Below are 11,646 nucleotides of genomic sequence, written 5' to 3'. Positions count from 1 at the left end.
GATGAATCGCCGTCTCTACAAAAGACCGATTATTTGTAGAGACGGCGATTTATCGCGTCTTTGTCTTAATACAACTCATATTTCATTAACTGACAAGGCAGCGCTCCGTTATACACCGCAATTCGTCGGGATGATTTTAGTCCAATTGATTGAGACAGTTCCTTGTTCCCACTCAGCACAAATGCAGTCCAGCCTTTGAAGCGTTGTTTCAGCACATCGCCCAAAAGTTTATAGAACGCCCCTAAATCGCTATCTTGCCCCAGCCGTTCGCCATAAGGTGGATTGCAGAATAAAATCCCACTGTCTGCGGGGGCGACAACATCAGCAAGTTCCATTTGAGAAAACCATACATGGTTATCAACGCCGCAGTTTTGAGCATTGTTAATCGCTTGCTCGATTATATTTTCATCGCGATCGCTTCCCCAAATAGGTGCGGGAAGGGTATCTAATTGACTGTCCTTAGCTTCTTGGAGCAACTTTTCTAAAAGGGACAAATCAAAATCGAGCCAAGTTTCAAATCCAAAGGACTCACGAAACAGCCCTGGTGCTATGTTCAGTGCCTTTAAGCTAGCTTCCAAAGGTAAAGTGCCAGATCCACAGAGAGGATCGTAGAACATCTGGTTTGGCTCCCAACCCGAAAGCTGAATGAGCGCAGCAGCGAGAGATTCCTTGAGAGGGGCTACTCCAACCGCAGGACGGTAGCCTCGACGATGCAGACTATTTCCAGAACTGTCGAGTTTAACGGTACAAAAGTCACGTTCAATATGAACATTGACCCGCACATCTGGGTCATGAAGCTCTACATTTGAACGCTCACCCAGATTTTCTTTCTGCTGATCAACGATCGCATTTTTGACCTGGAGAGATGTGAAGTGGCTGTGGTTGAGGTGCTGGTTTTTGCCTGTGACATTCACCGCCAGGGTCATATCTGGCGTTAAATAGTTTACCCAATCGATAGTTTGGATACCGCGATAGAGATCATCGGCATTTTGGCATGGAAACTCATCGATATTCACCAAGATTCGGAACGGCAGCCTAGCCCAGAGGTTGACGCGATAAAGCAAAGTGCGATCGCCCTCAAAGGCGACACCGCAAAATCCTGGCTCCACAGAATGGGCACCCAATTGCTCTAACTCCTGAGCCGCCAGGGTTTCTAATCCGCGAGCAACTGTTGCAAAATACTGATTCATCCTTTAATTCCAAAGCATTGTTTTCAATGCTGACCCATTCACGCATTTTAGCTTAACTCATATTAAGACTGTCTCTACAAAATTATCGTAGGCGTAGCCCGCATTTCTCACTCTTCTCAAGGCGTTTGATGGAGCAGAAGATAAGTAATGAGTAATGAGTAATGAGTAAAAACTTCTTACTTCTTACTCATTACTTATTACTTCTCCCCTGCACAAACGCAGGCTTTAAGAGGTGTGGTGAGAAATCCGGGGTAGCCCGTCGTAGACATCGCACGACAAGATCTGTGATCACAATGGGAGTTTTCTGATTTCTTCAAAAATAACAGCTAAGTTAGCTATATTTCCTGTTCCAATTGTTGAACTTATCGTTCCTACAAGTCGTATTGTAGCATTAACAAATTGTAGTTTTTTATTAATATCTTGTAAGTCATTAATTCCCTTTATAGCTTTATTAATTGAAAATTCAATATCAGCTTTTGGAGATTCGGTATCTATTATAATCTGGACAAAAATAGTATTGTTGATTTTCTCTATAGCTCGATTGAATACCTCTTCAGCCTCCTGCATTCGCTCATATTCTTGCTTAGTGATTTTGTTCTCATCGACTAAATTCTCTCTGATCGCAAAAATTTGGTTGCACAAATTTCTAAGGTTTGTTCTTAATTCAATGAGATCCGCTTTGGTTAAATTTTTTGTCGTCATATATTTTTGCTTGCTCATACAAATTACAGTCTGGTCTTTAGAATGATTTTTCTAGTTTTTGGGCAAGAGGTTTAACAACTTTTAGATAGTTCCGTAGAGTTTGGCGAGTGAATTGAATTTCGTGAAAATCTAGTTTTTGTGCTTGAGCTTTAGAAACATTAATATTTTCGTTCTTTTTCGGAAAATAATTTCCACAAAATGTTTTTTCAGCTTCTGAGGTCATATCTCCTTTAAACTGATTTGCCAGAGAATTATGAGTTGTTGATGTTTGTTGTAAAATGGCAAGAAAAGCTAAAACTCCCTGCTTTTTCTGGTTAATTGCCTGAGTTTGTTGCTCATACTCACTCGACAAGGTGACTATTACATTATTTAGTCGTTCCGGATTATTATTAAACTTTATTATGTTGAAACGATAGCGAACATCAAAATAACGATCTAGTTTATTTTCTTCTTCCTTAATCACTCCTACTAAGTAATAATTATTGACTATTTTTTCTAAGTTTTTAATATAGCTACTTATTGAAGTATTGTTACAAATTATTATAGGTTTTAATTTTTCATATCTTTGTTTATCGGCATAAAGATTGAGCAAAGATTGAGTAATATTAAGACCATCAGTTAAACCTCGATCAAACTCCTGTTTTTTTGTATTATCCGCATTCATCCTAGTGTCACTAATTTGAGTAATAGAGGTGATAATTGCTTGCAAACTCGGCTCAAAATTGAGGGTGTTTCCACTAGCAAGTCTTCCTAATATTTCAACATAAGTAAATAAGACTTGATTTAATTCTTCAACGATTTCTGATTGTAATTTCGCATCTTGACAGCCAGCTTTAATTCTAGCAGGCGGAAATTTGTAGGGATTAACGGGACTATTAAAATTAAAAGATTCTGAGGAATTACTAGATGGACTCAATATATTTGCTGGTGTTGGCTGTGTTAAAGGAGCAGAAGGTAGAGTTGTTCCTCTTTCATATTCAACATTCTCATAGGAAATTTTTGTTAATTCTTGTCTAATGCAAGAATCGTAGATATCTTTGCTCAAATTACTTGAGTTTTCTTGAATTGATGCAGATGTTAGCCCAAAATCTTCAACCGATTTTAAGTCTTCATAACAGCTAGTTAACATGAAAGATAATGGCAAAGTAAGAGTGATTAGCCTTAGCGATCTTGACATTGATAACATAGCGTTTTCCTTGGGAATCGAGTTTTACCATTTTGGCAATATAAATAATAAAACATAATTATCATTAAGGATAAGTATGGGAGGTCAATTTTCAGAAAAGTCTATTCAGCAAAACTCCCCTTTCCTTGCCACAATTCACCTTCATCTTTACGTCGCCTCAGAAGACCCGCATGGACTTTTGGATCTCTTGGATTGGAGTATAGTTCTAGATTTTTGGGTACGTCATCCCAACGCTTATCTTGCAAGGTAGAAGTAATAGTTTTAAAATTATCATTTCCGTAAAAATCATTGCCCAAATTGTAGGCGAACGAAATCAGTGCGGAATGCTGATTCCTATTCATTTCATTCCAATGAGGAATTGAAGCGGCAAGTTGATTAACGGTTGTTTCGAGATCGTGAGATAAATACTTCTGAGCGGTTTCCAAGGTGATATTTTGATCGCCAAAACGAACAGGTTGTCCGTTTGGGTACCGGGTTGTCCCAATCCCAATAGTAGCTACTCCCACGCCGTCATCATAAACATGATCAACAAAACCCTCGAACTGAGTCACAATCCGAACTGCTTGCTCGGGAATTTTATTACCACCATTAGGGCGATAGATAATCTCTACTTCAGAGGGAGATACTTTCAAAAGTACCGCCCAAGTTTTCTGACCAACTTTACCATCTTCTTTGAGAGAGTGCTTTCTCTGAAAAAGCTTAACAGCTTGTTCTGTCTTACTACCGAACTTTCCATCAATTAGTTCGTTTGCTGATAAAATTTCCCAATCCTTTAGAGATTGTTGTAGGATTTTGACTTCATTAATGACTTCTGGTGTAGTATCAAAAATCCCATCATTGAGTTTTAGAAGAAGATGTTTGTGTGTCATGAAAAATATACTCCTTATTGTTTAATAGAAAAGATTAGAATTATACTAAAAAAAGCATCGCTTGCTAACTAAATATTTTTAGAAGGTACGAGCGCACTGTTTTTATCGAGCAGAATTATGCTTTAAAAGATAATGTTTGAAAAGGCTCCTTTGACCACATGGTTAGCACAAAAAAGCATCTCCATATAGTGCTAAAACCCTGGTTTTCGTCGCAGTTAAGCCCAATCAGAAAGGTAAAAATACACCTTTATTGACTTTTCAAACATTCTCTAATATCAGATTGCTAAATTAGGAATAAACTATTTTAAGTGGAATAGAATTTACGCCAGCATCAGCAATTTTCTTCATCCGTTCACAAAAAGTATTGAAGGATTCCTTGCGTATTAAAACAATGCAACCAGCACTGCCAGGACCATTGGCATCAAAATGAACCCCAAATTCTCCTCGGGTTATTCCCTGTGAGGAAGTTATGGGGTCTGGTGTAATGTGAAAAAAATTACCTTCTATTCCTTTTGTAGATAAGTAGTAGGGAATAGTAGGAACAGAATAGTCCGAACCTGGTGGAATAGGACCTCTTGCTCTAGTCCATATGTTATCTTTATCTTGGTATCCACAGAGTCCTGATGTAGCCAGATAATCAATCTCTTTTCCGTCAAGGTCAATTAACTCCAGGTTTCCAGTTACTAAACTTGAAGAATCACTTAATTTCATTGAAAAAGTAAGTTTGGGATTAGACATCTTTTTGTTTTTTATTCAGTAAAATTACTATTTGATCTTGCAGAATTTCTGCCGCCAACACCAGCAAAGTTTGTAATTTTAAGAAAAAAATTAAATATTTAACACTAACAATTTCCCAAAGCCATTCCCCATATTAGTTTCAGTTACCGAAAATTTAAGTGTCTCACAACCATTAGCTAACGTCGTTCTTAACTTTACAAAAAACCCAAAGTTAAGAACTATGCTTCAATTTACCTTTGCTTGAAGGAACTCCAACTCAGAAGCGCGTTGATAATAAGCTTTTTGAAATTGCATCCGTAAGTTTTGTAACTATACTGCATAAATTTGTAAGTTGGATAAGTAATAACAGTATTCACTTGTATCAACAAGCTGATTAAGTAAGTACGCTTTTATACTTTATCTATAAATAAAAATGCAACTACAATCGAAAAATTATCTCCGGCGGCGGGGTACGATTCTGACGGCTCAAGGTTTAAGGAAACTCAATCAGGCAAAAGCTGAGGTAGAAATTGAGCAAAACTTTAAGCGATACACTCTTGAAGCCCTCAGTGAGGTAACAGGTTTAACCCCCAATACCCTCAGCAAGATATTTACTCGCTCAGTAGGAGTCGATAAGCGAACCTTGCAGTGCTGCTTCGATGCCTTTAATCTGATCTTGTTAAAGGACGATTATCTCTACATGGAGCCTCATCAAGACAATCTTGCTGAGATTGGCTCAACGTCTCTTGCTGAAGCCTGCTGTCCCATCCAACCAATCTGCGATTCTGCGTTGGAGACGCTTTGCGTAGGCGTAGCCCGTCGTAGGCATCGCAGCAATACCCCCCAAATCTACAAAATGGAACGACTGCAAGACAATCTGCAACCTCGTCCTCTCACCCCACCAGGAGGGCAGATGCCTCTGGATTCAGTCTTCTACATTGACCGTCCCATCCTCGAATCGCTTTGTTACGAAGCTATCCAGCAATCGGGTGTGTCGATCAACATTCGCGCCCCTAAGCACATGGGTAAAACCTCGCTAATGACTCGTATCCTGGCTTACTCAAAAAATCTTGGATATAAAACTGTTTCCGTGAGCTTGCAACTTGCCAACGATGAGATTTTACAGAACCTAGAATGCTTTTTACAATGGTTCTGTGCCAGAGTCAGTAAGCAGTTAGACGTACCGAACACTATCGCCAATTTTTGGACTGACTCCTTGGGTAGCAAATCGAACGCCACAGACTACTTCGAGGATGTAATCTTAGCTAACCTCGATCGCCCCCTAGTGATTGCGATCGATGAACTTAATCAGCTGCTTGCCTACCCGGACATTACTCGTGAATTTCTTCTACTTTTGCGAACCTGGTCTGAGCAAGCTAAAGCAAGGGTAGCAGACAGCAATCCTTGGCACAACCTACGACTGGTAATGGTTCATTCGACTGAAATCCAGATGAGCGTTGCGATCAATCAATCTTTATTGAATACTGGGCTGGTTATTGAGTTACCTGAGTTTACCCCAGATCAAGTGCAGGAATTAGCTCGACGGTGGGGAGAGGAAATGACGGCGCAACAGATTAAGAACGTGATCGCCCTTTTAGGAGGACATCCCTATCGGTTGCAACTGGCATTTTACTATCTACATCAGCAGACAATTACCCTAGAACAACTCTTAGAAAATTCTGCGATCGCCACTGCTATCTATGCAGACCATCTAGAACAGCAATGGTCAAACCTGCAACGTTATCCCGATCTATGGCCATCCTTTACAGAAATCCTTCAGCAATCAAGCCTTGTAGATTGCGAGGCTGTGCAAACCTCCCAGTTGCACAAGATGGGGTTAGTGCATTTGCATGGTCTTCAGACAAGTCTTGCCTGCGAGTTATTTCGTCCGTTTTTTTGCGCTCGCCTGCCAAAAAGTTTTCCGTAAGCCTTCTCAAGTGTTCATTTGAGCTAGGAAACGCTTCTAAAATCAATCATTGTCTGACGATAAGCATCTGGCAAGCCTGTATCAAAACATTTACCCTTAACAACATATCCGGTCATTCCCTCTGACTGACGCAATTCCTCCAAACAGGATGTTAACTGAAACTCCCCTCGTTCTCGGAAATTTTTGTTGATATGCTCTGCTAGAAAGTCAAAAATTTTTGGTGTAAGTAAATACAAACCAAATATACCTAAAAAATCATTTTCTGCCATTCCCTCTACACGCAAATGCTGTTGTGCATACTCAATAGTAGGTTTTTCATAGAGTTGGGTAACTGACAAAATCGAATTTAACTCTTGCCAAACTCCTGTTATACACCCAGCTTTATGAATAATTTCTGCTGGCATTTTAGTTAAACCAACAACATTTTGATTCACTTGTTCGTAAACATCTAAAACTTGACTAGCACAAGATTTTTCAATATCAGATGTATAAATGTGGTCGCCCAACATGAGTAAAAACGGTTCATTTTGCACCCAATCTTTGGCACAAAATACCGCGTGTCCATAGCCCAATTGCTCCTCTTGTAACAGAATAGTAATTCTGCTGCCTAAATCTTGGAGATATTGGCTATATTCTTGATTCTGCGGTGAAAGTTTATCTAAAAGTTCTTTTTTAGGTGGGTTTTTCAATAAATCTTCAAATATTTCTTTGTCATCGGGCTGCACCACGATCCCCACTTCTGCAATTCCAGCACTAATTGCCTCTTCAATAATTGCGAGAATCACAGGTTTTGCCCTACCATCTCGATCAATAATCGGAAAAAGTTCTTTTTTCACAACTTTCGTAGCTGGAAACAACCGAGTTCCAAAACCAGCTACCGGAATCACAGCTTTTCTAACTTGATTTTTTTGCATAAATGGATCGTCACCCCAACTTCTCAAACAACTCCGCCAACACAACATTAGAAAACAAAAACCCTTGGGGATCAATCAAACGCAACCTTCCCTCTGCAACTTCTACCCAACCTTTCTCAAAATACTCTTGCAAACACCTGCAAATTTCCTCCACCTTCTCTTCCCCATAAGCTTCCGCCAACGCCGCCAAACTCACACCCTCCGCCAAACGCAACCCCAACATTAACGTTTCTAACAATACTTCCTTTGGGGGAGTCAAATCACAATCAATCACACCGCCAGCTTCCACCCACTGGTAATACTCCTTAGTTTTACGTGGACGAGTGAAGCGTTTCCCCTCAACATAACTCGCTGCACCCATACCAAAGCCATAATAAGGGCGGTTTTCCCAATACACTCGATTATGCCGACACTGATGACCAGATTGAGCATAATTAGAAATTTCATAATGCTCATAACCTGCGCCAGTCAAAACCTGCTGCCCCATCTGGTACATTTTGACTGTGGCTTCATCCGTGGGCAAAGGAGTATCGCCAGGTTTGTAGTAACGACCAAAGGCTGTACCTGGTTCGATGGTCAGATCATAAATAGATATGTGAGTAGGTAGAAGCGCTACCGCTTTGGTGAGAGAATCCTGCCATTGATCCAAAGACTGATGCGGCAACCCGGAGATTAGGTCTAAGCTAAATTCGGGAATCTCGACTTGGTGGATTAGTTCCACTGCTGCAAAAATATCTTCAACTGAGTGCGATCGCCCCGCCCTTTGCAATAATTCTGATTGAAAGGCTTGTACACCCAAACTTACCCGGTTCACGCCTGCACTGCCATATCCTGTTATATGTGCTAAATCAAAGGTACCTGGGTCAATTTCCATCGAAATTTCTACCCCAGATGCAATACCAAAATGCTTCTCTAGCTCTCCTACTATCCGTTGTAGCTGCGCTATTGATAGCAGAGAAGGAGTACCACCACCGAAGAAAATTGTCTTTAGGGGTTGACCAAATGCTGGTGTAATGGCAATTTCTTGACATAGCACCTCAACATATTGGGAGATAGTACCAGATGTTTCGCCCCGCAAGCGATCGCCGACAACAGACACCGGGAAATCACAATAAAAGCACCGCCGTCTGCAAAAGGGAATATGCACATAAGCAGAACTCGCAATTCCAGAAATACTAAATTTTTGACTCATTTTGAGAAAAGTTTTAAGTTAGCCCAACTGCGAATTGGAGATAATAAAAATGAGGTAAGAATTCAGGAGTCAGGAGTCAGTAGCCAGAATAATTGTAAAATCAAGCGTGTAATAACTTCTTGATTTTATTAAAATTATTAAGTTTGGGTATCAAAGTCTTCTTAATTCTGACTTCTGGATTGTGGATTCTGAATTCTTACGAAAAGAGTAGTTTATTTACAAATTTCTGTCGTTTTACAAAGAAACAATGAAAAATATTAAGATAAAAGCCTTTGGTTATAATAATTGCAGATATTGTCCTACTAAACCCTTAGTGTAAGTCAATATTGCTTATTGATGAGTTTATCTTACCGATGAAATAAAAAATACTTAACTTTATCGGTGAACACAATTTCAGGAAAACAAGACAACCATGCTTGACGCCATTATCATTTTCTCATTTATCCTAGCAGCGTCGGGAATAGGGTTCTACAGCATCGAACTGTTACCCAATGGGGCGCTAGATCAAGTAACGAATCTAGAAGCTCTACGCTTAGTTGTTGCCGTCTTTGCCGCCATTATTGGTGGTGCGATCGGGCTGAGTTTCCAGACGACATATCGTCGCCTAGAATCACAAGTCAAGGAAATGCCTCTGGAAGTGATCTTAACTCGTGCCATTGGCTTAGTGATTGGGCTATTGTTAGCTAACCTCATGCTAGCCCCACTATTTTTGTTGCCTATCCCGGCAGATTTTGGATTTATCAAGCCACTGGTGGCAGTTGTTGGTAGTATTATCCTCTCCGTCACTGGCATGAATTTGGCAGATACTCACGGGCGAGGCTTATTGCGGTTCATTAATCCCAACACCGTCGAATCGATGGTAGTGGAAGGAACACTAAAACCCGCCAATACCAAAGTTTTAGACACTAGCTGTATTATTGATGGTCGTATTGAAGCCTTACTAGAAACAGGATTTCTGGAAGGGCAAATACTTGTACCCCAGTTTGTCTTGCAAGAACTCCAACAAGTAGCGGATGCTAGCAAAGACCAAAAACGGGTGCGCGGAAGACGAGGGCTAGAAATTCTCAACCGCATTAAAGAAGATTATCCCGATCGCATTCTGATCAATGCAGTTGACTACGAAGATATTCCCACAGTGGATGCGAAGTTAGTGCGCTTCGCCCAAGAAATTAGCGGTACACTGCTAACCAACGACTACAACTTGTCTAAAGTCGCTAGCGTTCAGAAAGTACCTGTTTTGAATGTGAATGATTTAGTGAATGCCGTCCGTCCCAGTTATTTACCTGGCGACAATCTGGATTTGAAAATTCTCAAGGAAGGCAAAGAACCCAGTCAAGGCATTGGCTATCTAGACGACGGCACAATGGTTGTTGTTGAAGAAGGCAGCAATTATGTGGGTGGTGAACTGCGAGTAGTAGTAACCAGTGCTTTACAAACTACAGCAGGAAGAATGATTTTTGCCAAACCCCAAGCTTCAGCATTGGCGTGAAACAATGGGATGTTTAATTCAAGTCACATTTGGTAATCGGTGCAGGTTGACTGCACCGATTATTTATTAATTAGACTCATAAACCTCACTATTGAGGCATCACATTTCTGATTTCCCACCCAAGAACAAAATTTCGTTATTTGAACCACGTTTAGAACTCTGTTTGAGAGTACCTACTGATGCCCAAATAAACAACTTACACTTGTCAGAATCTTCCTCCTGCCTCCTGCCTTCATTGATAAATTTCGGGGTTGACACAATAAGCTAGACGATCGCCCCTCAGTCCAGCAATTAAGTTAGCGATCGCCATTGTTGCCATTTTTGATCGCGTTTGCCGACTGGCACTGCCAATATGAGGCGCAATAATTAGATTATCTAAAGTTAACAACAGGCTATCGCTGGGAATCGGTTCTGGTTCGGTGACATCCACAGCCGCAGCGGCAATTAGACCACTTGTAAGGGCACGATACAGAGAATCTGGATCTATAATATTTCCCCGCGCTGTATTAATCAAAATAGCCGATCGCTTCATCAACTCAAATTGGCGATCGCAAATCAGATGATACGTATCATCAGTAGATGGTGTGTGCAGTGTTACAAAATCAGACTCTTGCAGCAAGTGTTCCAACGTAGCAAACTCCACACCTAAAGATTGTTCTAATTCTGGGTTGCATCGTTGCCTACTCGTATACAAAATCTGCATTTCAAACCCTTTGGCACGACGAGCAATCGCTTGACCAATGCGCCCAAAACCAACAATCCCCAAGGTAGCACCCGTAACATTTGGCCCCAATAATAAGTCTGGTTCCCAAGTCTGCCACAACCCTGCACGAGTAAACCGATCTGCCTCAACTACTCGCCGTGCTGCTGCCATGAGTAATGCCCAAGCAAAATCTGCGGTAGCATCGGTTAACACACCAGGAGTATGACCGACGGGAATTTGCCGTGCCGTAGCGGCGGCAATGTCAATGTTATCGTAACCCACCGCCATTTGACTGATGACTTTGAGTTTCCCAGACTCGATCAGTTGCCGATCAATTTGGTCAGTCAGCAGACAGAGCAATCCATCTATTTCCTGGACTTTTTCTCGTAAAATTTCGTAGGGAGGGGGTTGGCGTTCTGGCCAAACTTCCACAGTGACGAGCGATCGCAGTTCCTCTAATTCAATAGGTAGGCGACGAGTGACGAAGACTTTAGCTTCAAGCATAGTTTTGGAATAATAAATTCTTCCCATTATTTATCAGGAAAGGCAGGAGGAAAACAGCCCTGTCTACAACACGCTGCGATCGCTACGGTGTACACACAAGTCCTAAAAACCTAGCTGTGATAAGACTTTCCTCGTTCCCAGGTTCCGCCTGGGAATGCATTCATTGAGTCTCTGACTCAATGTCTGACTGGAGGCAGCAGCTAGTCTGTTGACTTTGTGAGTTTTTCAGTGATATTTTTCATACAATAACTAT

General features: G+C 41.0%; 10 protein-coding genes. 2 read left to right on the top strand and 8 right to left on the bottom strand.

All coding sequences use genetic code 11. The annotated features are described in order from the left end of the window. Window positions 1-65: 65 nt before the first annotated feature. From ABF638_RS34390 to ABF638_RS34370, 5 genes are all read right to left on the bottom strand, one after another. Entirely contained in the window at window positions 66-1,190 is a 1,125-nt protein-coding gene (locus tag ABF638_RS34390; protein ID WP_435027282.1) for a THUMP domain-containing class I SAM-dependent RNA methyltransferase, read from the bottom strand. A 288-nt stretch (window positions 1,191-1,478) separates the two neighbouring features. After that, a complete protein-coding gene (locus ABF638_RS34385) occupies window positions 1,479-1,892 on the bottom strand; it encodes a hypothetical protein (RefSeq protein WP_435027281.1) in 414 nt (137 codons plus the stop codon). A 37-nt stretch (window positions 1,893-1,929) separates the two neighbouring features. Continuing rightward, complete coding sequence (locus ABF638_RS34380; protein WP_435027280.1) at window positions 1,930-3,078, bottom strand: hypothetical protein; 1,149 nt, start codon at window positions 3,076-3,078, stop codon at window positions 1,930-1,932. Between the two features lie 101 nt (window positions 3,079-3,179). Continuing rightward, window positions 3,180-3,947, bottom strand: a complete 768-nt coding sequence (locus tag ABF638_RS34375; protein ID WP_435027279.1) for a glycoside hydrolase family protein — start codon at window positions 3,945-3,947, stop codon at window positions 3,180-3,182. 288 nt (window positions 3,948-4,235) lie between these two features. Then, entirely contained in the window at window positions 4,236-4,685 is a 450-nt protein-coding gene (locus ABF638_RS34370) for a hypothetical protein (protein ID WP_435027278.1), read from the bottom strand. A gap of 412 nt (window positions 4,686-5,097) precedes the next feature. On the opposite strand from ABF638_RS34370, the gene ABF638_RS34365 reads away from it, so the two are divergent. Next, window positions 5,098-6,591 (top strand): AAA-like domain-containing protein, encoded by a 1,494-nt coding sequence (locus ABF638_RS34365; RefSeq protein ID WP_435027277.1) that lies wholly within the window; start codon window positions 5,098-5,100, stop codon window positions 6,589-6,591. Between the two features lie 23 nt (window positions 6,592-6,614). Here the strand turns inward: ABF638_RS34365 and ABF638_RS34360 are convergent, their stop codons facing one another. Beyond that, the gene (locus ABF638_RS34360) at window positions 6,615-7,505 is read right to left on the bottom strand and encodes a sugar phosphate nucleotidyltransferase (protein ID WP_435027276.1); all 891 of its coding nucleotides are present in this window, start codon (window positions 7,503-7,505) and stop codon (window positions 6,615-6,617) included. Window positions 7,506-7,515: 10 nt separating this feature from the next. After that, entirely contained in the window at window positions 7,516-8,697 is a 1,182-nt protein-coding gene (gene hemW, locus ABF638_RS34355; protein WP_435027275.1) for a radical SAM family heme chaperone HemW, read from the bottom strand. Between the two features lie 412 nt (window positions 8,698-9,109). On the opposite strand from hemW, the gene ABF638_RS34350 reads away from it, so the two are divergent. After that, a complete protein-coding gene (locus tag ABF638_RS34350) occupies window positions 9,110-10,186 on the top strand; it encodes a PIN/TRAM domain-containing protein (RefSeq protein ID WP_069072181.1) in 1,077 nt (358 codons plus the stop codon). Window positions 10,187-10,418: 232 nt separating this feature from the next. Here ABF638_RS34350 and ABF638_RS34345 read toward each other — a convergent pair whose 3' ends face one another. Beyond that, a complete protein-coding gene (locus ABF638_RS34345) occupies window positions 10,419-11,393 on the bottom strand; it encodes a 2-hydroxyacid dehydrogenase (protein ID WP_435027274.1) in 975 nt (324 codons plus the stop codon). Window positions 11,394-11,646 lie beyond the last annotated feature (253 nt).

Source organism: Nostoc sp. CALU 1950 (genome assembly GCF_051172895.1).
Taxonomy (GTDB): Bacteria; Cyanobacteriota; Cyanobacteriia; order Cyanobacteriales; family Nostocaceae; genus Nostoc; species Nostoc edaphicum_A.
Note: the sequence above shows the minus strand (reverse complement) of the source record. Positions and strands in the feature narration are given on the sequence as shown.

Coding starts and splice junctions, on each gene's coding strand:
- ABF638_RS34380 (WP_435027280.1), bottom strand. CDS start 3,078: ATGTTATCAATGTCAAGATCGCTAAGGCTAATCACTCTTACTTTGCCA.
- ABF638_RS34385 (WP_435027281.1), bottom strand. CDS start 1,892: ATGACGACAAAAAATTTAACCAAAGCGGATCTCATTGAATTAAGAACA.
- ABF638_RS34375 (WP_435027279.1), bottom strand. CDS start 3,947: ATGACACACAAACATCTTCTTCTAAAACTCAATGATGGGATTTTTGAT.
- ABF638_RS34345 (WP_435027274.1), bottom strand. CDS start 11,393: ATGCTTGAAGCTAAAGTCTTCGTCACTCGTCGCCTACCTATTGAATTA.
- ABF638_RS34360 (WP_435027276.1), bottom strand. CDS start 7,505: ATGCAAAAAAATCAAGTTAGAAAAGCTGTGATTCCGGTAGCTGGTTTT.
- hemW (WP_435027275.1), bottom strand. CDS start 8,697: ATGAGTCAAAAATTTAGTATTTCTGGAATTGCGAGTTCTGCTTATGTG.
- ABF638_RS34350 (WP_069072181.1), top strand. CDS start 9,110: ATGCTTGACGCCATTATCATTTTCTCATTTATCCTAGCAGCGTCGGGA.
- ABF638_RS34370 (WP_435027278.1), bottom strand. CDS start 4,685: ATGTCTAATCCCAAACTTACTTTTTCAATGAAATTAAGTGATTCTTCA.
- ABF638_RS34365 (WP_435027277.1), top strand. CDS start 5,098: ATGCAACTACAATCGAAAAATTATCTCCGGCGGCGGGGTACGATTCTG.
- ABF638_RS34390 (WP_435027282.1), bottom strand. CDS start 1,190: ATGAATCAGTATTTTGCAACAGTTGCTCGCGGATTAGAAACCCTGGCG.